The organism is Pseudomonas brassicacearum, from assembly GCF_009601685.2.
GTDB lineage: Bacteria > Pseudomonadota > Gammaproteobacteria > Pseudomonadales > Pseudomonadaceae > Aquipseudomonas > Aquipseudomonas kilonensis_B.
The window spans coordinates 4,418,579-4,437,771 of record NZ_CP045701.2; the positions used below are offsets into that span (position 1 = coordinate 4,418,579).

Consider the following 19,193-nt stretch of genomic DNA (forward strand, 5'->3'; position numbering starts at 1 on the left):
CCCCTTAAGGGAGAAACGATTGGGTGAAGGTGGTGGTCAGGGTGAACCAACCGGCACCTTTCGGCGTGATCGACGGTGCAGTGCCACGAAAGAATGAGAGTTCCCCAAGCGGCGGCGTCCAGAAGAACGACTTGTGCCCGGCGTGACGATCCAGAAAGTCTTTGATCTCCAGCGCCACCGCCTCCCGCACAACAAACGTCAGCGGCCAGGAATCTAGCCGATTGTTCGGTCCGTCCCCGACGACCTGCTCATAACCGTTGCCGAACTTAGAAGATCGGTTCCGGTATTCCGGTGTGCTGGTGGTCTCGACCATTGGACACCAATCAAACGTTTCAACGGCCATTCACAAGCCTCCAGATTTTGCCGCCAGGCTGGGTTTCCCTGACGATTTCCTGCTGCGCTCCGCGCTTTGCGACATCGGCGTAGGCTTGGCCCAGGGCTTGAGAGTCTTGCTGCGATGCTCCGGCGCCAGCGCTCTGTACCTCAAAGGACTGATTGATGACGATCTGCCCAGGCGCGGCCGGCGCGGCGGACGAGCCGCCCGACAACCCAACATAGCCGCCGTCCGCATACCCTCGCTTGTTCAGGTTGACCAGGTACTCCTTCATGCCTGGCCGATCTACAACTTCCTTGCGGATCACCACCTCGCCACCGTGGACTATCCCCGCCGGCTCGTACTTGCCGCCCGGGCCGGTGTAGCCGCCATCATCAAACCCATATTGGGCGCTATAGCCAGCAGCAGTGCTTCCCGCCGAAACCGGCGCACTACCGCCGCCGAACGCACTACCAATTGCGGTGCCCAGGGCGCTCCCCGCGATGCTGCTGAAAACGCCCGATGCGGCCGACTCCAATGCCATCTTGGCGATCATCTTCGCAAAGCTCGTGGCCACCTCTCCAAAACTCTCATCTGCACCGAACGCCCAATCAACCGCAGCGTCGGTGAGACCGTCATAGAGCGATGTGAAGGCAGCCTTCGCCTGGCCGGCGACGTCCTTCGCCTGATCCAGGTAGTTCTGGAAGGCCGAGGATGCTCCCATCGTCCAGTCACCCCGGGCTTCATCCTCATCGGCGTAAAACTTGTGCTGCATGGCCAGACGCTGATCGAGCGCCGATTTCAACGCCTGGGTCTCCTGGTCGTACAGTTCGGTGCTGAACTGGTCCTTGTTGCTCTTGTTGTAATCGGATGTCAGCTTGTCCAGCTGCGACTGATAGGACTGCTGGATGCTGCGCTGCTCCTGCAAGCGCTTGCGCTGTTCATCACCCAGGCCGATGCCGGCCAGGTTGTTGTCGAGGCCCTGCTGTGCGCTGGAAAGCTGGCTCTTCAGGTTTTCATCGAACGCCGCTAATTTTCGACGGGTTTCCAGCCCCTTATCGCGCAGCGTGTTCTCGGTTTCGAGCGCAGCGTTGCGCTTGAGTTGGGCGGTGATCAGTTCCTTGTTGGCCAGCAGCGACTGCTGTTCAGCAGTAAGCGTTTTCTTGCTCTTGATGTCGGCAAGCTGCTGCTCCCACTCGACCAACTTTTTCGCATTCGCACCAAGCGTCTGGCTCGCAGCCGACTGATCGCCGATCTGCGCACTCTGTTGCTGAAGCACTGCGTACTGCTGCTTCGCCTGGTCAAGCGCCTTGATGCCGGCGTCTTCACGATACGCCGGAGCCTTGGCGGCCTTGGGATCCTTGTATTTCTCGTTAATAGCGGCGATATCCTTCGCCTGCTGCTCTGCAGAGATCAGCAACGACTTATCGCCCGAGGCCTTCGACTGAGTGACGCGCCGCTCAACCAGCAGCCGGTACTCCCCCAACTCGCGCTCACGCTTGACCGAGTTGCTCTCCGTTTCTTTGCGCAGCTTGTCCAGGCGCACCTGGTCTTCCAGCGATTGCTGCTGTTGTTGCTGCTGAAAGCCTTTCGCGGCGGCTCGTCGATCCTGTTCGGACTTGAGCACCAGCTTTTCGGTTTTCTCACGCTCAAGGGCGTCCTTGCGGAAGCTATCATCGGGCGTCAGATTGCTAAATGGATCCGCGGGCCTTCCTCTGGGATCGCGCTTGTTACGAAGGGCCGCACTGTCGGCAATCGCGTTGAGTTGCTCATCCAGCTTGGCGATCTGCTGATCAAGCGTTTCCTCGCGCCCAACGTTCAGCGCCGCATCCCAGGCCCCTTTGGCGGCGTTTTTCACCGCCCCCCAACTGGCCTCAAGGACGCCGAGGTTCTGCTTGATGGACGCGGATGTGCGGTTTAACCCGTCTTCATACGCGGCGGTTGCCAGCGCGGCGGCCTCCAGGGTCTTCCCCTGCTCCTGCAGCGACTTGATGTTTTCGTAAGTGGTCGCCGTCAGAAAATTCATCGACTCGTTGAGCTTCAGAATTTCCGCTACCGGGTCCTTGGCGATCCGCTTGAAGTTTTCGACCGTGGTCTCTGCAGCGATGCCGGTAGCCGATTCGAACTTGATCGCCGCGGCGGCCATGGACTCGAACGCAGCCACTGGAATGCGCGTAGATGCCGCCAACTGCGCCAGCACTTCGGATGCTTTGCCGACCGTACCGCTAGCGCCCGACACCTGGCGAGCCATGGTTGCCAAGCTGCTTGCCGTGGTGCCAGCGGTATTCCCGGTCATTGCCAGCGAGGTAGTAAACGCCGTTCCCTCGTCGGAGCCTTGCTTGTAAGCCAGCGCGAGTACGGCGGCCGCAGCCGCCGCAACGGTGAACGGATTCACCAATCCAAGCACATACCCGCCCAAAGCCTTGGCCGCCGGACCGGCTCCACCGAACATATCCTTGAGCTGCCCGCCCTGCTGTAGGAAAACCGTCAGCGGGTTCTGCCCAGCCTGGAGCGAAACGGCGATATCGGTGAACTGCGCAGGAACACCGCGCAGGTTGGCCGCATATTGCTTGGCGGTCTGGCCGTTCTTGGCCATGACGCGGTCAACTTTTTCGATTGCGTCACGCTGCACCTTCAGCTTATCGAGGTACATGGTGAAGTCGGCATTATCCAGCCGGCCGGCCGCACGGTGCTTGCGCAGCTGCTCTTCCATCTTGTCGAGGCGGCCATAGGCCCCAATCACCGGGTCAATCTGGCCGACCAGCTTATCCAACTGGTCGGCTTGGTACTTGGCTTCCCGCGTGGCGGACTTGAGAGAGCGTTGTGCCCGGTCCATCCCCTTTTCAAAGCCGCCAGTGTTGGCAACCAGATCGACCGTCAGTTGGCCAAGTGAATCAACAGCCATAAATCACCTCTTGACCGACTGCAGCAGCGCTAACAGATCCTGCGGCGTGGCTGCTTTTGGCTCGGGCTTCTGTCCACGATCAGGAAGGAAGTCTTCAAAGGTCGCCTTTCCGCCGTGCACGTTGTTTAGCAGCGTCGCCAGCATTGCAAACCCATGCTCGAGGCGAAGCCCCAGATTCAGCGAGCCCGCCTTCTGGGCGTACCGCATCCAGGCCAGCGCCTCGACATACGTCAGGTTTTGCTTTGCTTCCCTGATCGTGCGGCCGCCGACGCCCGCGAGGACGAGCTCGTGCCAGAACTCTTCCTCGGCGTCGATTTTTTTTCAAGGGCGCCCTCCGGCACCTTGTTGACTTCACCAATGGCCGAGAGCAGCACGATTGCAAGCTCAGCGCACAACGCGCCGTGCCCTGTATCTGGTCCGCCGACCACATCAGCCACGGTAAACACCGGCTTGCCATCCTTATCGACGATGCAAGAAGCAATGCGTTGAGCGGTAATGTCCCCGCCCTGGTTCTGCGCATCCCAGCGCTGCGTGACGGAGATGTAGGACTCATGAGCCACATAGACCGTGGCTTTCTGAAGCACGCCACCTGAATGCCATTGGATTTCCTTCTTCACCGGCGGCGCGGCGAATGCGCCGGCGGCTGCCAGCGCTGCGATACTCAGATCCATGGGACTTCCTTAAGCAGAGGTTTTAACGATCAGTTCGATCTCGCCGGATACCTGAATACCGACGTTGGACTTCACGACATCACCGAGCCCAAAGGTGAATGGGAAGGCGTTCATGTAGCCTTCGAAAGTGAGCCAGGTCCGGGTATTTGGCAGGTCGAAGTCAGCGCTTTCGTTGATCAATGCACGAGCAGAAGCGCCGGTACCATCGCCACCGGTGAGGGCCACCGTCGGAACAGTGGTGTAACCAGAACCAGCGTTGGTGATGGTGAAACCGGTGACTTTGCCGTCGGCAATTTGGGTCGTAGCAGTCGCACCGCTACCGCCACCGCCGGTGATGGCAACGGCCGGAGCCGTGGTGTAATCCGTGCCCGCAGAGTTCAGCACGATGCCAGCCAGCGTGCCTTCAGCACCTACCAGGGGAGGAATGCCGGTTTCTGCCTCGAAGTCGTATCCGTCCGACCAGCCAACCACCCACTTGAGTTTGGTGCCCGCTTTCTTCAACTGGTGCAGCCGCAGATGGGAAGGGTTTTTCGGGTCGATGTTCAGACCGAACGAAGCAGATCCCGGCTCGGCCAAGCCCGCTTCATACTCGCGTGCCTTGGATTTGGTGCACGTCACGTCGATCTGTGCGATTGCAGTGTCAATCCCGTCCAGCGAGGTGAAGCAACCGACGTCGATGACGCTGTTGTCAGCCGGATCCAGCGCGAAAAGCTCCGTGCCTTGGGTGTTAATGGTCAATTTCGTACTCCCCGATTTCCTGCGAAATCACTGTTTGACGGGCATAAAAAAACCCGCCGGGGCGGGTCGTTCTTTCTGGTGCGGTCTACTGGCTCACGAGCCAGGCGACGTCGAAACCTTTTCTGTAGTTGTGCGTGTCCTTGTCCCGGTCATCAACACCGAACCCTGTGATGTACGCATACCGCGCAATCACTTTGCGGAGCGCCCCCACAACGGCATAAGCGGACGATGCCGTATCGGCGTAAACGTCCACCTGGAGGCCATATCGATCCGTGTCTGGAACGCCGTTGACGTAGTTGATCGGCGAACCGCTGACGACCTGCCAGACCGCATAGGGTTTGGTGGTTCCTTCCGGCGCCTCACCGTGTGGGTAAAGTCTTGTCGGGCCGGTGCCAAGCAGCGCAGTAACCGATGGTGCTGCGGCGCACACCGTGAAGATGGGCGCGGCCATCAGTTCACCCCCAGCTTGATCAGTTGGTACTTGGCCGAGCTCAAGAACTCCTTGAACAGTACCTCGCGGTTGTTGGCCAGGGCCGGCCGGAGGAACGGTTTTGCCCGGTTCTTCTCGGTGCCCAACTCCACCCACCACCAGTAGAACGTGTTGCCGCCCTTCTGCCCTCGCTTGCGCATGCGAACACCCACGGAAACGACCACCGCACCGACCTCCTGGCCCAGCGTCTTGCGTTCGATCATGGCCAGGTTGGCCGGGATGAAGTTGGCCGTTTCCGGGTCGTCGATCCGCGCCGCGCGATCCTTCGCGTCGAGCAGCACGATGTCCATGGCATCCTTGGCAGCCGGCAACACAACCTTGCGCCGCATTTCCTCGGTCAAGCCCTTGAACTTGGCAGACAATGCATCGGCACCCTTGAGGTTATACGTGACCCAATCACCCATCATTCACCCCCGAGGAAACCAGCAGCGTCAGGTATTCCTTTCGTGAGTTGATGTCGGCCAACGGCGGACCAACGATTCCGCAGATGGCGCCAGTGCTCAGTACAACGCGCATCGCAGGGGTTATGCCCTCTCGATACCGTATGACGATGCGGGTTTTTGCTTCGGACTGCCCGGCCTGCGCTGCAATGAAATCACGAGCGCTCAAGTCCTCGACTGAAGCCCAAACTTTGGCGAAATCGACCCATTGCTCAGTCAATTGCTCCCCGGTTTGAGGATCCTGTCCAGTTACCTTCTGCTGGATTTGAATTCGATGCCTGAGTTTTCCGGCCTGCATTAGAATCGCTTCCTGTACCAGAGCAGCCTGTCGACTGCGAGAGGAACGGCTGACGGCCCCCCGCCCATCACCACCGCTTCACGGTTGGCGTACCAATGCCCGACCAGCAGCAGAAGCGCCTGCTCAACGTCCCTGGTAAGGCCCATTTCGTCTGGCTCAACCGGATTTTCCTCGACCAGCCTCCGGTCGCAGTGTTGCTCGATGTGAGCTTTGGCCGCTTCGAGGTAGCCACCGATCAAGGCATCTTCTTCGTCGCCATCGACCCGCAGGTGCATCTTCAAGGTGGCCAACTCGATCATTTACTTAGCCTCTTTCGGCACAGCAGGCTTGCTGTCCTTGGGTTTGGCGGTTTTTGGCTTGCCGTTGCCATCGAGCTCAACGACCAGCCCTTTGCCGACCAGGGCGTGCGCATACTCTTCGTCAGCGATATCGAACTCTTGACCTCGCGAGGCCTTTGGCGAGTCGGCGCCGAGCAGTTCAGCATTGCCAACGAAGCCCCACAGAGCTTTAACTTTCATATTGCCTCCGGAAACAAGAAGGCCGGCGATACGCCGGCCTTCATGGGGTTTGGTGGATTACGGCGCGATGGGGAATTGCCCCTTGACCAGCGCCTCTTTGCGACGCACGCCCAGGCCCAGACGCTCTTCGACCAACAGCGCGATCTCGTTGCGGATGAACTGATCATTGATCAGGCCCATCTTGAATTGGAACGACATGCGGTCGAACAACGTGGTGGAGCGAGCAAAGTTGGCCACGAGGAATTCGCCGCCCGTATCGACGTCGCCCTCGTCCATGCTGTCAGAGGTGATGACCGGGCGGCCCCACAGGATTGGAGTGACCAGGCCCTGCAAGTTGGCGAACAGGTAGCGGTTTTCGCCATCTTTTTGCAGTTCGATGTTCATCCAATCCAGCTCGGTCATCACGACGCCGTCGGCGGACATCTGCGACTGCTTGCGCACCTGATAGATAGCACGACGCACCAGGTCGATGGCGGTGTCCCCGGCTTTGCTCAGCGCTGTGTTGTAGGTCGTGGCCTGGGTCATCAAGCCATTGAGGTTCTCGCCGGTACCGTCGCCTTTGAGAATTTGGCCTTCTTCCTCGAGCTTGAGGTCGTAGCGCAGCAGTTGTTGCAGGTACGCAAACATCTGAGGCACATCGGAGAGCACCTCGTCGGTAGCCGGCATCCAGACCGCGATTTTTTTTACGCGATCGGTTTCGGTGGTGAAGGTCACGTTGCTGGTTGGCTTCAAGCCACCTTCAGCCACCGGCGCAGCGCCTCGGGTGTGCAGGTTCTCGCGGAAATACGTGTAGCTCTGCCCAGTCACCGGGATGGTGGTGAGCAGGTCGCGGATGCGCAGCTCCTGGCGAATGCCGGGTTGAATCACCGGATCGTAGATTGGTGCTACGACGCCAGCGCTGGTAACCTTCATTTCCTTCATCGAAGCCAGATCAGACTTCGTGACTTCGATGAGCGCGGTGCTGACGTTCTTCTGCTGCAGCCCCTTGTAATTGTCGTCGCCCTTGACCATGTCGATGAAGCTTTTGCCTTCACCTGGCTGGCCGCGCAGCTTGACGCCTTTCTGCTCCAGATCCTGCACCTGGTCGATGACTCGCTGCAGCTCGCCCTTTTGATTGTCGATCTGGCTTTTCAGGTCGGTGGTGACCTGGTTGCCCTTTTCAACCTCCGCGATAGCGGCGTCGTATTTCTTTTGCAGCCCTTCGAAACCGCTTTTAAGTTGCAGCTCGAGGGAGTCCTTCAGTTCTTTTACTTCGCTCATGGTGATACTCCGAAATGGTGGGCGAATAAGGTGGATATGTCTTTCAGCTCATCCACGATCACCGTGGCCTCACTGCCGCCATCACGGCGTAGTGCGGAGTAGCCGAGCGAAGCGACTGCCGCCGCTTCCTTCTGAGAAAGCCCTATGCGCTCGCGCAAGGCGTTCTCGAAAAGTCGAATGTCAGATTTCACAGTGAGGATTTGCGCCTCTGGATTCATCCCGAAGGGTACGAAGGAGGCCTCCCAGAGCTCTGCCTCCTTGATGATCCGGACACGGCGGCCGGCGCGCTCCTCGAAGCTTTCCTTAATGGTGTTGAAGCCTATCGACATGCTGTCGAGAATCTCGGCCTTCATCAGCTCGTAGGCATCGCGTGCATAACTGACCGCAAGATTGACCCGGCCTTTAAGCAGCAGGCCGTGGTCGTCCTGGGTGTAGTCGGCAGCGCCGACCAAACGCGTCAGGTCGTGATAGAGCGCAAGCTTCAACTTGCCACCGCGGGTGGACTTCACTCGAGTAAAAGCACCGGGAAGGATGACGTCATCACCAAGATCAACGTTGTTGAACACCGCTGCGTAACCTTCAAAATTGCCAGCGTCGTCCACCGTCTTGAGTTCAAACGGGACTTCAAGTTTTGACATTGGTCTGCATCTCCCACCGGGTGATCCGGTTGTATTCATCGCCATCCAGGGGCGTTTGATTTTCCTTTTCGCGGACTTCGTTGATGGTCATCCACCCGGATCCGCCGGAACCACCAAGTGCTGCCTGGTAATAGGCGGCGCGGCCCGCGCTATCGGCCCGCAACAAGCCCTCAACGGTAAATTCGACAAATCGGGAGTTTTTTCGATAAACCTTGTCGTTGAACTCATCCTCGACGGCGTCGATGTAGGGCTTCAGGCCGAAGGTGATAAAGCCAGTGAGTTGCTGCTCAAGGTTTGAGCCCATAATCGAGGTCTTGCCGGCCCTGTTCGCCAGCCAGAGAGGCACGCCGTAGATACCGGCCAACGCCTCTTCTTGAAACTGCTGGGATTCAATGAACTGAGCATCTTTCTGACTGAGGCCGGCGGGCACGATCTTCGGGTTGCCTTGCAGAATGGCCATCTTCCCGATGTCATCCACGTCCCCCTGGCGCACGTCCGGGAACTTCTCCATGACCTGGGCCTGCTGCACCTTGGTCAGGAACTGTTCGTAGATCACGTATCCGCCGGTAAATCCGCCCTTACGCATGAAGCGCGAGGACCATTGCTGCCCGGCCTTGGCCAAGCCCATGGTTTCCGCCTGGTATTCGATGGGCGACAGGCCGACGATGCCGTCCAGGCTGAACAACTTGAAATGCAGCATGTTTTCAGGTGAAACGGGGAATCTATCCCCGTCTTTTGGAGTTACCCAGTAGATCAACTCGTCGTCTGTATCAATCGTGACGGTGTTGCAGTCCAGGGGCACAAATCCGATTGCCTCACCATTGCGGTTGCGCTCAATCAGGGCGAAGGCATTACCCCGTAGCGCCATGTTCACCACCACGAACTTCAAGAAGTTCAGCAGCGTCATGTAGGGGTTGGGCTTTCGCAGCAGCTTGAGCTCCCGATCCGTGCTCTTCACCATCGTTCGAGTGCCAGCGGCCTCGTCGTATAGCTTCAGTGGCAATCCACTCAAAGACTCCGAGAGGATCTTCACGCAGGACCAGACCATGCTGATCGACAAGGCTGTTTTGGTGGTTACACGGACGCCGGCTTTGGTGCGCTTGCCGCCGACCTCCATGTCCACTTCGACATAGTCGCCTGTGGTCGGGTCGGTGTACCCGAAAAATCCCCACGTCCGGGGGTTATACCAACGAAATGCCATGGTCAGCCTACTAGTCCGAAAAAGCCGTTATTGAGGTAGTCGTCCATGCCGCCGAGCGCCTCGGGATTAAGCGAAAGAAGCGAAACGGCGTTGAACGTGGCCATGAGTGGGTCAATTTTCGCGGTGCCCGACGCCTGCTTAGTGATGAGGAATGCGTTTGCCGAGGGCACGCCTTTCGCGTTACCGCAGGCCCAGGCCATCAGCGGCTGTCCGCAGTGCAAAAACGCGCCCTCAGCAAGCTTGCGCTCGGTGGTTTTAATCGCCCCGGTGAGCTTCCAGCCCTGAGATATGCCGATAATTTTGTCTTCCTCGACGCCCGCGTCAGCCAGCGCATCAAGCACGGCGCCGATGCCAGCGGGGTCAAGGCCAACTTTGTCCAGCAACCCGGCTTGATTGATGCGGGCCACCGTTGCGGCGAGGTGCTCGACGTCATCGCCGATCTTCTTCACCAGGGTCAGATCACCAACCGCCGCGAGATCCATGAGGCGCGGCGCTTCGGTCTTCCGTCGTGTAAGCACAGATGGGTGAGCGTATGCGTGAGCCCAGTGCAGCCAGGTGCGCGAGTCACGAACTCGGCCCATGACCGCGAGACCCAGCAGGTCATCAAGGCCACCGCCATCGACACCGACGACGATCACCTCACAACGCTCGATGAGTGAGTCGAGCGTCAGACCGGCCTCGGCCTGGGGCTCCCAGAAGTCAGCACCGACCCAGCTGTCTGACATAAGCGCCAGACCGATCTCGATGTTGAGGAATTTGGCAAGAAAGCCACGCACCTCAGCCTCGCCATCCATCTCGGCCTGCATAAACAGGCGTTCTAGGGTGGGCCTGTCCACCGAGTACCCCATATTCGGGTTCACCAGGTGGAAATTCTCAGGCCGTCGGGCCTCTCCGCTCTCGATCATCTCGGGCGGAAACTCGTAGATAACAGGCAGGAAGCGCGGATCTTCGATCCGCCCCTCACGCACACCACGGGCATAGCTCAGTTTCGATCTGAATATGCCGGCCGGAGGCTCGTTTGACTGAGTCGTCAGCCAAATAATGAAGCCCTCAGGCCTGGACAGCAGGCCCCCAGTAGCCTCACGGATCATATCCGGGGCCTTCACGTTCTTGCCAAACAGCCAGGCCTCATCGATCAGCACCCCAACGGCTTTTTTGCCACCGACCACATCGCTATCCGCTGCAACCACTTTCAACGTGGCACCGGTCTCGCGATGCGTGATCAGCTTCAGGTGCGGCTGGACGTGAAGCAGATCGCTCAGTTCTTCATCATGCTTGACCATTGCCGCGCAAGGCTTGAACGCGTTGTCGGCAATTTCCTTGGTCGGGGCCAGGATGATGAACTCGGCTTCCAGCCGCCAGTTGCGAATGAGCGCGGTCAGCATGATCGCCGCAGCAATCGTCGACTTGGAGTTCTTCTTCGGGATGCAGAGGAAGTACTCGCTGATCAGGCGGTGGCCTGTCTCGCTGTTGTAGCTACCAAAAATTGCCCCGGCAAAGTCGATAACCCAAGGCGCGCATGCTGATTCAATTGTCGGACAACCTGGCGCGTCGACGATCTTCAGGGAGCGAAAGACTTCGAGGCCTTCTTCAGCTTCGGCCGGGAAAAGGGGTGGTGGAATTATTGATTCGCCGGCAGAGAGGCGCCGCCACCAGTCCGGGCAGGCAGTTGTCCATTGCATCGGCTACCTCTTCACTACAGTGAGCGGCGGCTTACCCGCCGCATACTTGCCTTTTCCAGCCTCTTTCGCGGCCTCTGCCTTGATATCTTTCTTGCCGGCCTCCCCTTTCTTGCCGTGCACGTAGGGCACGGCTGTCTGAGCTGCGTTTCGCCGGTCGAAAATTTTGGCCCTGGGCTCATTCATAAGAGCCAACAGCCATGCGAGAGGATCTTCAGTGGTAGGCAGACAGTCGAGGTACTCACCACTGGTCTCCTCCTGTTCAGGAGCCTGGTCGTCGACGGTCGGTTTCTGTTTGCGCTGCTTTTCGGGTTTAACACTCAGCTCTGATCGGCGAGCAAGGATTGCGCTGCAAATCTTTGGATCGTTGGCCCAGCGCGAGCCGGCGGCGGAAGCCGTGGAAGCCTTGCAGCCTGCGGCTTCAGCCGCTTCTTTGTTTGACGCGCCACGGGCCTTAGCGTCAACAAACTGTCGTTGTTTGTCTGTTAACACCATTAACAAAATACCTTGGGGTCGGGAAAAAAAGTGCAAATGGGATCGGGCGCGGTCTGGAAGCGATTCACCCCCTATATTTAGACCCCCCCCTCCATAGAACCTCTCAATCGCACCATTTTGGTGCGTAAAGGATGGGAATTCCTCGCATTTGGCAACCGGTTACCACGAACTCGAGCCCGCTGCCTCCTCGGCTTGCTTGACCGAGTCATGGCACGGCTTGCACAGGGTCTGCCAGTTGTTCCGATCCCAGAACAGGGTCATGTCACCACGGTGAGCCTCGATGTGGTCGACGACTGAGCCCGCTGTCACTCGACCGAGTCGCTCGCAGTAGACGCAGAGCGGGTGGGCATGAAGCCATCCCTCGCGAGCCTTCTGCCACTTGTAGCCGTAGCCACGCTGGGCGGCCGTTTCCTTGGTGGCTCGCCATGAGTTCGTGTTGACGGCCACAAGACGATCAGGCTGGGTCTTGACCCTGTTTGCCAGCGTCTTCAGCCTTCCCATCAGGTGGCGCTCCATCATGCGGTTTCGTTGAAAGAACTGAGGCTGCACGCTCTGCTGCGATCCTCAGCCACTTGACCGCTCTGGCTCGGCGTGCGGCACACCCAGTGCAGGCCATCACTCGGCCTTACGGCTGGGCAACTTGAAGTCAGTCACCCTGTCGGCAATAGAGCGAATCTTCTCGACGCCAAGGAAGCCAACCCAGCCACCAACGAAGGTAGCCATGCTCTGTGGGAGCGAGAAGAACTCAAGCCCGCTGATGATCGTCAGGGCGAGCCCGCCACAGATCGCGCCTTCCACAATCATCTGGCGTCGCGTGCCGCCACCATAGGTGATCCTCAGCACAGCCATCGCGCAGGACAACGAGGCGGCGTAGAGGATTGGTGAATGCTGGCTCAACCACGCAAGCGCTATCGCCCAGGTGTCTGGTTTGTCTGGCATGTTCGGCATCTCAGCTTCCTCCCTTTCGGGGAGCGGATATATCCGACTCCAAGGGCACTCCCAGTTCGGAACGATGGGTGTGAAGGAGCCGAAAACGAAAAAGCCCCGCAAGGTGCGGGGCTATGTCAATTGCTTTATTACTTGGTTAAGAGATATGTGATGAAAGTGGCAAGCAATGCGCCAATCGTACCGACCACTATCTTCGTGAGATTACTCAAGCAGAAATCCCGAACTCGCTTTGAAGGCGAAGCAGGATCGACTTGCGCACCAACCCCGACTTCGCATCGATCTGCGGTCAACACACCAACCTTTCCGCTCGCTTTAAGCATCGTCTCAGAAGTTGTCTTGCAATTTGTGAGGGTGGCCTTGTCTGCGCTTTCGATATCAAACATAGGCATTTGCAATACTCTTCACCAGGTCAAGAGGCGGCGCATCCCATTTCATCGAAGCCTTCAAGGGCTCCTGATGCCGTAGATTTTGGGCGTCGATCGAGGTCCAACCAGTTCCTTTAACAGCGGTCGTGACGTTTAAGAAATCAGAGTCTTTGATCACACCGTTTGAGTTGATCATATGAATACCGACATCGATACCCTCACCAACAAATCCGGTAACTTCGCAATCAATACAGCGACTCAGAACAATGCCCGTCGTAGTCATTCGATGCACCCCTGAGAAGAGAGAGCCATCAATTTAACACATCCAACACGAGCCATATGGTTTTGCCGGGGACCACAAAAGCAAAAGCCCAGCATGATGGCTGGGCTTTATTTGTCGACTCTCATAACGCGCAAGATCGACATGATGGAGTTAATTTACGGCCAGTCGGCCATCAGGTCAAGCGGCATCGACAAAGATTTGTTCACGGTCGAATATCTCAGTGGCGTGGATCACGGCCTGCTCCTCAAGAGATTCTAGCCGCTTGTGAATTCCGCTTCGCCAGTTGCGGCGCGTGCGTTCTGGGGACCCCGCCAAGTCCCAGGTATTCATGTCGTAGAACTCGGCGGGCAACACGATCATGTCTGTGGATCGCTTCCCCACCTGCACGCCCCTCAGCTTCGGTATCGCCCAGGCCGTCAGCGCCTTATAGATGAACAGCTGAGGTGCCGGCGAAACCATGCGGGCCACCAGCCTGCCGATCGCACTGACCTTGTTGGCCTTGTGCGTCGAATACTTGGCCACCAGCACGTCCCACTGCGCCGGCTCAAGCTGGCGGTGCAGTAGCGCATACAGGCAGCAGTCGTAATCGAACTTGTCCCGCACTGACAGCGTGCTGCCGGTTCCACCCTGGCGAAGGTCTGCGTCGATCAGTTTCTGCCAGGACTGCTTGGTGCTGTTGTCGATGTTGTCCGCTGCCAGCACCCGCACCAGGGTGCCCATCACGTCCTTATACATACCCATGGCTCAATCCCCTGTGTAGTTGGTGCCGCCGGCACCGCGGCGGTTGTTCTCGCTGTATTGGCCCTGGGCCCCGCCAATGCCGCCGCTCGACTGGTTGCGGCTACGGCGAACCAACAGGCCCAGCTGGATAACCAGGTCCTGCATCAGAAGGGGCTCCAGCGTCTCGGCGTGGACGAACCCGGACGAGTGACAGCCGATGCATTCGAGTTGATGGAAGACGCCCCGGATCAGGCCGGCGCCATGGCAGGAAGGACACTCGGTCAGCGGGATCAGACAACGCACAAAGGCGGGGCCATGCTGCTTTTTGATCATTTTGAAACCTCGCCATTAACAATGTTAGGAACAGCCGTGCAGCCCGCGCCGTTACTGGTCTGCGCGGGGTTATGCGAATCTTCAAATTGGGCACCTGTCAGGTTGTGAATCGCCTGAAAGCCACGCTCATCTAACCAAGCGTGCCACTTCTCCAGCGCCTTCAACCGCTGCTCCCGGGCCTGGGTGTTGATGTAGGTCGAGGCGATCTTGCCCAGCGAGTGGTTGAGCAGCATCTCGCCGATGTGGCCGTCGATCCCGAGGTCCGTCCAGGCGGTGCGCGCCACTTTACGAAGGTCATGGCTGGTCCACTCACCCTGGCCAAGGCGCGTGAATACTGCGCTGGCCTGGCCTTCACTCAGCGACCGGCCACGGCGCGACGGGAACAGGTAGATGCCGTCATAGCCCGTGGCGATTTGGGTGGCGCGGTACCGGGTCAACAGGGCCTTGGCCTGGGCCGTCAGTGGCAGACGATGCTCGGTGCGGGTCTTCGTGTGCTCAGCCGGGAGGAACCACTCGCCATCGGCCAGGGAGATGTCAGGCCAGCGCGCCATGCGAGTCTCACCAACCCGGGTGCCATGGCAGAGCATCATCAGCGCGAGCATCGCCTCGGCAGGTTGCTCCTCGAACCGCTCGGCCAGGGCAGGGACCAGCTCCACCAGGTGCACACCACGCAGCCGGGCGGCCTTGGGCATGATCTTGGCCTTGGTGAAGTCCACAAACTTCAGCCCGGCCACCGGGTTGGTGTCGATCAGCCCCAGTTTGTGCGCCTGGCGGAACGCGACCACCAACAGGCCGAAGAGCTGCCGAACGTAGGACAGCGACAGCACCTCCTGAGCGGGCCACATCAGCAGCTTGTCCAGTACAGGCGCCGAGACCTCACGGATGGGCAGGCTGGCCAGGCGCGGGCGCAAGTGGCAGGCAATGGCCGACTTGGCGCCGGTCTTGCGCTTGGCCGAAAGCGAGCGGTCGCGCCCCATCCGGTCACCGTACCAGTCCAGCAACTGGCCAACCGTGGACAGTCCGCCCAGGGCAGCGGTCGCCGATGGATCGTGCAGCAGGCGCAGGCGCAGCGCGGGCAGCTCGGCCAGTACCGCCGCCGCGCCCAGATCGGGGAAGCGTGCGATCTGTTTCCATGCCTTGCCTTTGACCAGGTACCAGGAACCCCGCTGCCGGTCCTGGCCGAAGCGCAGATACAGGCCAGGGTGACGTGGGTCGCGCAGGTCATGCACGGCTGGGTCAGCGGCCTGGCGCCGGATCTCGGCATCGCTGAACTTCACTACGCGGGTCTTGCTCATGCCGCAACCCCCGTCGGTGGTTGAAGTAAATAGGCCCGGATCGCTTCGAGCGCATCGATATGCCCACGGCAGACGATCGCGAGATAGCCTTGCTCGGTAAGCGCTTGGATGTACGCGTCCTGGCTGGCCGAGACGGCAGCATCGAACGGCGGCATGGCCTTGAACTCGATGTACAACCCGAAATACCCGCCCCGGGCCATAGGCAGCACCAGGTCAGGAACGCCTGCCTTGACGCCCTGCTCTTTCAGCTTGATCGCCACCAGCTTGTGCCGGTGCCCGCCGTTCGGGACGTGGTAGATCAGTTTCGCGGCCGCCGGGTAACGCAGGGTGACCTCCTTCAGCAACGCAGCCTGCTCCAGGCCTTCCCGGTCGATGGATTTGGCGCGCTTCGGCTTCAATCCAAACGCCTTCATGCGGCACCCTTCACGGTCAGTATCCCGGCCCGGAAAAGCGCTTCGTGGGTTTCGGCAATGGCCCGCGGCATGTCCGCCCACTCAACGTCGCCGGCGGCCCGGCCGTCGATGACATCGTGGCAAGCACTGCAGGCGTACACCGCGACCGTGTCGAAGCCCTTCATGCCCATGCCTTTTTGCCCGCACGGCAAATGCGCCAGGACGGTGGTCTCTGGGTTGTGGTTGCAGATGCCAGGCATACGCACGGCGCAGTCCTGGCCGTTGGCCGAAGCCCGGAGTTTCTTCGAGGTCACTCGCATGCCGGCCCACTCGCCTTTTGCTCAAGCTCAATGAGCAGCTCAAGGAAGTGCTTGGCCTTCTCCAAGTCGGCTAGACCGCCCTTGTCCCGCCAGCGAGTGACGTACTTGATCACGCTGCCCTCAGCGAACGGGATGCCATTGGCGTGGATGTATTCGATCGGCTGGATCTTGAGCGACTTGTAGTGTCCGCCTGAAACCTGTTTCGTGAGTGCGCTCATCAAAAACCCTCCTTACCGCGCTGAGATTCCCATTCAAATGGGACGGCGATCGCGCCGCCTTCCCGCAGACGATCAAAGCAACGCTCACCCATAGCGCCTGGGAGCATGCCGGCGTCGAGGTTTGAAATGACCACCGTAGGGCGCATCTGCTCGTAACGGCCGTTGATGATCGAGAACAATGTGGTGAGCTCGAAATCGCTAGGGGTCTCCTTGCTCACGCCAATTTCGTCGAGGATCAGCAGCGACGGTCCGATTAGCCCAGAGAGGATCTGGCTTTCGGTGCGCTCGCTCCCTTTCGCGTAGGTTGATCGGATCTCCTGCAACACAGTGCCGAGCGTTCGGTACACGGCTGTCGCGTCTGTTTTCTTCATGATTTCGGCGGCGATGGCCACGCCCAGGTGCGTCTTACCGGTGCCGGGCTTCCCCAGCAGCAACAAGCACCGCCCGGTAGGGGCTATTTCGGAAAATTTGTCTGCGTACTTGGTGCAGATCCTCAGCGCCTCCTTCTGATCGGGTGAGACGGCGAGGTACCCAGACAGCGTTTTCCCGGCGAACCGCTTGGGGATCAGCGCGGACCCAAGCTTCAGCGCCAACTCCTGCCGAGCCTGAGCCCTGATGCGCTCCTGCTCTTCTGCCTTCGCAATGACCTGGCACTGCGGGCAGACGGTCTTGAATTCACGGCCGAAGATGACGTTGACGGTCTGCGGGTACTGACCGTGCTCGTCGCAAATACCGGTCGACTTGTGCGGCGCCGGCAGTGCGCTCGGCATGGTGATCACGTTTTCAGATGCCATAGGTGCCGTCCTCTCGCTTGGTCAGGCCAGCGGTGTAGTTACGTTGGGCGAATCCGTTGTGGCGCGAAGGCTGAACGGGCTTCAGCTGACGAACGTTGTTGGCCTTGGCCCTGTCCGACTTCACCCAACCGACCAACAGCGATACCCATTTGGCTTGGGTGTTCAGGCCGCCAATGGACTCGTGATGAGCTGTGAACGAAGCCATGGCTTCTCGGGTGAAGAGGTCCGGCGATACGCCGAAGTGCACGCAGTAGGTTTTCAGGAGATTGGCGTCAGGCACCCAGTCCAGCGTCATCTCCACAGGTGCCTTGGGGTCGACAGGATCCACCGATGGGCTTGGGACGTTTTCCAGACCCTGCTCGGCTGAATCCGAATTGCCCTCGCCCGCTGAGAGAGAGTGGTGTTGATCTTGATTCAGTGAATCAGGAATCAGGAATCCACAATCAGGAATCAGGGCGTTATCGGTTGGTTGGTTAACAGGCTCTAACGGTGGTTTAACGTTAAAACCGTGTTCAGAGACATGGACTTTGCGTTGGGCGCCTGCGACTACGACGTTCTTTTTCCGTTCGTTAACAGTTAGATAGCCGTTAACGTCTGGCAACGTGCTGTCTTTTTCCGAACCGTGAGGACTCTGGTGCTTCTGGAAGTTGACGATCTCGATCACCGACTGACCTGCTACTTGGTATCGTGAAATGAAGCCGGCAGCCGCCAAACGGTTTAGGCCGGCATCCACGTCATAGTCATCGCATGGGAGAAGCTCGATCTTGATGCGCTTCACTCGGTCCTCAAGGCGTCCCTCGCGATCAGCAAGGCACCAAAGACCGATGAACATCAGTCGGTCGAACGCTGGAAGCTCCACGAGTAGTTCATTGCTGAACAGCCCGGGTTTCACATTGCGAGCGCGGGCCATTACGCCACCTCCCGTAGAATCGCAGGGAGTGGAAAAGCCACATGCGCATGATTGAAGTGTCGCGACACGCTTTGTCCGATCCGGAAAAGTGTCGCAACGTGGAGAGTATTGCTTGGAGCGGTGTTGATGTTCATAATGGCCCCACTGTGTTTTACAAGTTGTTGGAAGAACCGCCCTGCCAGGCGGTTTTTTTATGCCTGCGATTCAGGCGCTATAGGTGTCCGGCGCATCCGTGGTAGCTTTTTGCTTCCACACGAAAAGGCCATTGGAGGCCGGACATGAGCGATGAAAAAGTAATCACCCCTTTCGAACTTGGTGTTTGTGTTGCGATGCAACTTGTTGGGAAGGCGATTGCAATGAATCCACATCTGGACATCGAGGAGTTGAAGCGCGACGCGGCAGCAGTGATGGAAACGATGCCAAGCGAACCCAAGTGGGTAGGCGGGCCAGGAGTCCATCAAGCTGCGATCGAAAACCTGTTGGTTGGCATTGGCAAAGTGAAGCGGTAGAAATCTTGCTGGCGAGGTAGTCGAGCTTTTCGGCCGCCCCGCCATCAACCGGATAGCTTGTCTCGTTCTTCGTGTTATTCATGCCCTTCCCCTTCGTGTTTTGAATCCGCTACTGGATGGATCAACAGCCCATCTGCTGCTCTCCCTATCCGTTACCGAACGGCGGATAATTAGCCCAACGGAATCGCCGGGCGCTCAGGCGACCGAAAGCTCTGGCCATATTTGTTTCCAGTCATCTGGACGAAGCTCTTTCCGCGTGACACACCCACCAGTCGCCGACTCAGTCCGAGCGGCGATTTCGGCGGAAGCAGTCTTGTGGCCATACGCAATCAGCCGCAGATATGCTCGGCTCGTTCCGGTGCTGAGGACGGCTTCATCACTGGCAGTTTTCAGCCACTCAAGCAGTTGAGGATTTTTGGTCCGCATGTCGGGCCTCCCTTTAGATACCTCGGATTATTAC

28 protein-coding genes are annotated in these 19,193 nt (G+C 58.8%); 1 reads left to right on the forward strand and 27 read right to left on the reverse strand.

Annotation, left to right across the window (positions count from 1 at the left end; all coding sequences use genetic code 11):
* Window positions 1-4 precede the first annotated feature (4 nt).
* From GFU70_RS18695 to GFU70_RS18820, 26 genes are all read right to left on the reverse strand, one after another.
* Window positions 5-343, reverse strand: a complete 339-nt coding sequence (locus GFU70_RS18695) for a phage tail protein (protein ID WP_153388591.1) — start codon at window positions 341-343, stop codon at window positions 5-7.
* Entirely contained in the window at window positions 333-3,218 is a 2,886-nt protein-coding gene (locus GFU70_RS18700; RefSeq protein ID WP_153388592.1) for a phage tail tape measure protein, read from the reverse strand. The genes GFU70_RS18695 and GFU70_RS18700 overlap by 11 nt, the downstream gene beginning before the upstream one ends.
* Before the next feature lie 3 nt (window positions 3,219-3,221).
* Window positions 3,222-3,425, reverse strand: coding sequence for a hypothetical protein (locus tag GFU70_RS18705; protein WP_319017025.1), 204 nt, complete (start codon window positions 3,423-3,425; stop codon window positions 3,222-3,224).
* A 23-nt stretch (window positions 3,426-3,448) separates the two neighbouring features.
* Window positions 3,449-3,889 carry a phage tail assembly chaperone family protein, TAC gene (locus GFU70_RS18710; RefSeq protein WP_153388594.1) on the reverse strand — a complete coding sequence of 147 codons (441 nt, stop codon included), beginning with the start codon at window positions 3,887-3,889 and terminating at the stop codon, window positions 3,449-3,451.
* 9 nt (window positions 3,890-3,898) lie between these two features.
* The gene (locus tag GFU70_RS18715; RefSeq protein ID WP_193034260.1) at window positions 3,899-4,627 is read right to left on the reverse strand and encodes a phage tail tube protein; all 729 of its coding nucleotides are present in this window, start codon (window positions 4,625-4,627) and stop codon (window positions 3,899-3,901) included.
* Window positions 4,628-4,712: 85 nt separating this feature from the next.
* A complete protein-coding gene (locus tag GFU70_RS18720) occupies window positions 4,713-5,078 on the reverse strand; it encodes a DUF3168 domain-containing protein (protein ID WP_153388595.1) in 366 nt (121 codons plus the stop codon).
* A complete protein-coding gene (locus GFU70_RS18725; protein WP_193034261.1) occupies window positions 5,078-5,521 on the reverse strand; it encodes an HK97-gp10 family putative phage morphogenesis protein in 444 nt (147 codons plus the stop codon). The genes GFU70_RS18720 and GFU70_RS18725 overlap by 1 nt, the downstream gene beginning before the upstream one ends.
* Entirely contained in the window at window positions 5,514-5,855 is a 342-nt protein-coding gene (locus GFU70_RS18730; protein ID WP_153388597.1) for a phage head closure protein, read from the reverse strand. The genes GFU70_RS18725 and GFU70_RS18730 overlap by 8 nt, the downstream gene beginning before the upstream one ends.
* Window positions 5,855-6,154, reverse strand: a complete 300-nt coding sequence (locus GFU70_RS18735) for a head-tail connector protein (RefSeq protein WP_153388598.1) — start codon at window positions 6,152-6,154, stop codon at window positions 5,855-5,857. Before GFU70_RS18735 ends, GFU70_RS18730 begins: the two co-directional genes overlap by 1 nt.
* The gene (locus GFU70_RS18740) at window positions 6,155-6,373 is read right to left on the reverse strand and encodes a hypothetical protein (RefSeq protein ID WP_153388599.1); all 219 of its coding nucleotides are present in this window, start codon (window positions 6,371-6,373) and stop codon (window positions 6,155-6,157) included. It lies immediately after the preceding gene.
* A 57-nt stretch (window positions 6,374-6,430) separates the two neighbouring features.
* A complete protein-coding gene (locus tag GFU70_RS18745; protein WP_153388600.1) occupies window positions 6,431-7,633 on the reverse strand; it encodes a phage major capsid protein in 1,203 nt (400 codons plus the stop codon).
* Entirely contained in the window at window positions 7,630-8,271 is a 642-nt protein-coding gene (locus tag GFU70_RS18750; RefSeq protein ID WP_153388601.1) for an HK97 family phage prohead protease, read from the reverse strand. The genes GFU70_RS18745 and GFU70_RS18750 overlap by 4 nt, the downstream gene beginning before the upstream one ends.
* Window positions 8,258-9,472 carry a phage portal protein gene (locus GFU70_RS18755; RefSeq protein ID WP_153388602.1) on the reverse strand — a complete coding sequence of 405 codons (1,215 nt, stop codon included), beginning with the start codon at window positions 9,470-9,472 and terminating at the stop codon, window positions 8,258-8,260. The genes GFU70_RS18750 and GFU70_RS18755 overlap by 14 nt, the downstream gene beginning before the upstream one ends.
* A 2-nt stretch (window positions 9,473-9,474) precedes the next feature.
* Window positions 9,475-11,154 carry a terminase large subunit gene (locus GFU70_RS18760; protein WP_153388603.1) on the reverse strand — a complete coding sequence of 560 codons (1,680 nt, stop codon included), beginning with the start codon at window positions 11,152-11,154 and terminating at the stop codon, window positions 9,475-9,477.
* Between the two features lie 3 nt (window positions 11,155-11,157).
* Entirely contained in the window at window positions 11,158-11,646 is a 489-nt protein-coding gene (locus GFU70_RS18765; protein ID WP_153388604.1) for a terminase small subunit, read from the reverse strand.
* 159 nt (window positions 11,647-11,805) lie between these two features.
* Window positions 11,806-12,147, reverse strand: a complete 342-nt coding sequence (locus GFU70_RS18770; protein WP_153389181.1) for an HNH endonuclease — start codon at window positions 12,145-12,147, stop codon at window positions 11,806-11,808.
* A gap of 114 nt (window positions 12,148-12,261) precedes the next feature.
* Window positions 12,262-12,594, reverse strand: coding sequence for a phage holin, lambda family (locus tag GFU70_RS18775; protein WP_153388605.1), 333 nt, complete (start codon window positions 12,592-12,594; stop codon window positions 12,262-12,264).
* 375 nt (window positions 12,595-12,969) lie between these two features.
* Complete coding sequence (locus tag GFU70_RS18780) at window positions 12,970-13,242, reverse strand: hypothetical protein (protein WP_153388606.1); 273 nt, start codon at window positions 13,240-13,242, stop codon at window positions 12,970-12,972.
* 177 nt (window positions 13,243-13,419) lie between these two features.
* Complete coding sequence (locus GFU70_RS18785) at window positions 13,420-13,983, reverse strand: hypothetical protein (RefSeq protein ID WP_153388607.1); 564 nt, start codon at window positions 13,981-13,983, stop codon at window positions 13,420-13,422.
* Between the two features lie 3 nt (window positions 13,984-13,986).
* A complete protein-coding gene (locus GFU70_RS18790) occupies window positions 13,987-14,295 on the reverse strand; it encodes a hypothetical protein (protein WP_226920938.1) in 309 nt (102 codons plus the stop codon).
* Window positions 14,292-15,590 carry a tyrosine-type recombinase/integrase gene (locus tag GFU70_RS18795; protein WP_153388608.1) on the reverse strand — a complete coding sequence of 433 codons (1,299 nt, stop codon included), beginning with the start codon at window positions 15,588-15,590 and terminating at the stop codon, window positions 14,292-14,294. Before GFU70_RS18795 ends, GFU70_RS18790 begins: the two co-directional genes overlap by 4 nt.
* Window positions 15,587-16,003: a VRR-NUC domain-containing protein gene (locus tag GFU70_RS18800; protein ID WP_153388609.1), complete on the reverse strand. Its 417-nt coding sequence runs from the start codon at window positions 16,001-16,003 to the stop codon at window positions 15,587-15,589. Before GFU70_RS18800 ends, GFU70_RS18795 begins: the two co-directional genes overlap by 4 nt.
* Window positions 16,000-16,302 (reverse strand): nuclease domain-containing protein, encoded by a 303-nt coding sequence (locus tag GFU70_RS18805; RefSeq protein WP_153388610.1) that lies wholly within the window; start codon window positions 16,300-16,302, stop codon window positions 16,000-16,002. Before GFU70_RS18805 ends, GFU70_RS18800 begins: the two co-directional genes overlap by 4 nt.
* Entirely contained in the window at window positions 16,293-16,520 is a 228-nt protein-coding gene (locus tag GFU70_RS18810) for a DUF3310 domain-containing protein (protein WP_153388611.1), read from the reverse strand. Before GFU70_RS18810 ends, GFU70_RS18805 begins: the two co-directional genes overlap by 10 nt.
* Window positions 16,520-17,314 (reverse strand): ATP-binding protein, encoded by a 795-nt coding sequence (locus tag GFU70_RS18815; RefSeq protein WP_153388612.1) that lies wholly within the window; start codon window positions 17,312-17,314, stop codon window positions 16,520-16,522. The genes GFU70_RS18810 and GFU70_RS18815 overlap by 1 nt, the downstream gene beginning before the upstream one ends.
* Window positions 17,304-18,224 carry a DnaT-like ssDNA-binding domain-containing protein gene (locus GFU70_RS18820; RefSeq protein ID WP_153388613.1) on the reverse strand — a complete coding sequence of 307 codons (921 nt, stop codon included), beginning with the start codon at window positions 18,222-18,224 and terminating at the stop codon, window positions 17,304-17,306. The genes GFU70_RS18815 and GFU70_RS18820 overlap by 11 nt, the downstream gene beginning before the upstream one ends.
* 278 nt (window positions 18,225-18,502) lie before the next feature.
* Here GFU70_RS18820 and GFU70_RS18825 point away from each other — a divergent pair, with 278 nt between their 5' ends.
* Window positions 18,503-18,733 (forward strand): hypothetical protein, encoded by a 231-nt coding sequence (locus tag GFU70_RS18825; protein WP_153388614.1) that lies wholly within the window; start codon window positions 18,503-18,505, stop codon window positions 18,731-18,733.
* Between the two features lie 195 nt (window positions 18,734-18,928).
* Here the strand turns inward: GFU70_RS18825 and GFU70_RS18830 are convergent, their stop codons facing one another.
* A complete protein-coding gene (locus tag GFU70_RS18830; protein WP_153388615.1) occupies window positions 18,929-19,159 on the reverse strand; it encodes a transcriptional regulator in 231 nt (76 codons plus the stop codon).
* Window positions 19,160-19,193 lie beyond the last annotated feature (34 nt).

Bases quoted from the DNA above. Each gene is read 5' to 3' on its own strand.
- GFU70_RS18765 (WP_153388604.1), bottom strand. From the start codon at position 11,646: ATGGTGTTAACAGACAAACAACGACAGTTTGTTGACGCTAAGGCCCGT.
- GFU70_RS18800 (WP_153388609.1), bottom strand. From the start codon at position 16,003: ATGAAGGCGTTTGGATTGAAGCCGAAGCGCGCCAAATCCATCGACCGG.
- GFU70_RS18730 (WP_153388597.1), bottom strand. From the start codon at position 5,855: ATGCAGGCCGGAAAACTCAGGCATCGAATTCAAATCCAGCAGAAGGTA.
- GFU70_RS18815 (WP_153388612.1), bottom strand. From the start codon at position 17,314: ATGGCATCTGAAAACGTGATCACCATGCCGAGCGCACTGCCGGCGCCG.
- GFU70_RS18770 (WP_153389181.1), bottom strand. From the start codon at position 12,147: ATGGGAAGGCTGAAGACGCTGGCAAACAGGGTCAAGACCCAGCCTGAT.
- GFU70_RS18725 (WP_193034261.1), bottom strand. From the start codon at position 5,521: ATGGGTGATTGGGTCACGTATAACCTCAAGGGTGCCGATGCATTGTCT.
- GFU70_RS18810 (WP_153388611.1), bottom strand. From the start codon at position 16,520: ATGAGCGCACTCACGAAACAGGTTTCAGGCGGACACTACAAGTCGCTC.
- GFU70_RS18750 (WP_153388601.1), bottom strand. From the start codon at position 8,271: ATGTCAAAACTTGAAGTCCCGTTTGAACTCAAGACGGTGGACGACGCT.
- GFU70_RS18740 (WP_153388599.1), bottom strand. From the start codon at position 6,373: ATGAAAGTTAAAGCTCTGTGGGGCTTCGTTGGCAATGCTGAACTGCTC.
- GFU70_RS18805 (WP_153388610.1), bottom strand. From the start codon at position 16,302: ATGCGAGTGACCTCGAAGAAACTCCGGGCTTCGGCCAACGGCCAGGAC.
- GFU70_RS18760 (WP_153388603.1), bottom strand. From the start codon at position 11,154: ATGCAATGGACAACTGCCTGCCCGGACTGGTGGCGGCGCCTCTCTGCC.
- GFU70_RS18720 (WP_153388595.1), bottom strand. From the start codon at position 5,078: ATGGCCGCGCCCATCTTCACGGTGTGCGCCGCAGCACCATCGGTTACT.
- GFU70_RS18735 (WP_153388598.1), bottom strand. From the start codon at position 6,154: ATGATCGAGTTGGCCACCTTGAAGATGCACCTGCGGGTCGATGGCGAC.
- GFU70_RS18785 (WP_153388607.1), bottom strand. From the start codon at position 13,983: ATGGGTATGTATAAGGACGTGATGGGCACCCTGGTGCGGGTGCTGGCA.
- GFU70_RS18780 (WP_153388606.1), bottom strand. From the start codon at position 13,242: ATGACTACGACGGGCATTGTTCTGAGTCGCTGTATTGATTGCGAAGTT.
- GFU70_RS18755 (WP_153388602.1), bottom strand. From the start codon at position 9,472: ATGGCATTTCGTTGGTATAACCCCCGGACGTGGGGATTTTTCGGGTAC.
- GFU70_RS18775 (WP_153388605.1), bottom strand. From the start codon at position 12,594: ATGCCGAACATGCCAGACAAACCAGACACCTGGGCGATAGCGCTTGCG.
- GFU70_RS18705 (WP_319017025.1), bottom strand. From the start codon at position 3,425: ATGCGGTACGCCCAGAAGGCGGGCTCGCTGAATCTGGGGCTTCGCCTC.
- GFU70_RS18695 (WP_153388591.1), bottom strand. From the start codon at position 343: ATGGCCGTTGAAACGTTTGATTGGTGTCCAATGGTCGAGACCACCAGC.
- GFU70_RS18825 (WP_153388614.1), top strand. From the start codon at position 18,503: ATGAGCGATGAAAAAGTAATCACCCCTTTCGAACTTGGTGTTTGTGTT.
- GFU70_RS18745 (WP_153388600.1), bottom strand. From the start codon at position 7,633: ATGAGCGAAGTAAAAGAACTGAAGGACTCCCTCGAGCTGCAACTTAAA.
- GFU70_RS18790 (WP_226920938.1), bottom strand. From the start codon at position 14,295: ATGATCAAAAAGCAGCATGGCCCCGCCTTTGTGCGTTGTCTGATCCCG.
- GFU70_RS18795 (WP_153388608.1), bottom strand. From the start codon at position 15,590: ATGAGCAAGACCCGCGTAGTGAAGTTCAGCGATGCCGAGATCCGGCGC.
- GFU70_RS18700 (WP_153388592.1), bottom strand. From the start codon at position 3,218: ATGGCTGTTGATTCACTTGGCCAACTGACGGTCGATCTGGTTGCCAAC.
- GFU70_RS18830 (WP_153388615.1), bottom strand. From the start codon at position 19,159: ATGCGGACCAAAAATCCTCAACTGCTTGAGTGGCTGAAAACTGCCAGT.
- GFU70_RS18820 (WP_153388613.1), bottom strand. From the start codon at position 18,224: ATGGCCCGCGCTCGCAATGTGAAACCCGGGCTGTTCAGCAATGAACTA.
- GFU70_RS18710 (WP_153388594.1), bottom strand. From the start codon at position 3,889: ATGGATCTGAGTATCGCAGCGCTGGCAGCCGCCGGCGCATTCGCCGCG.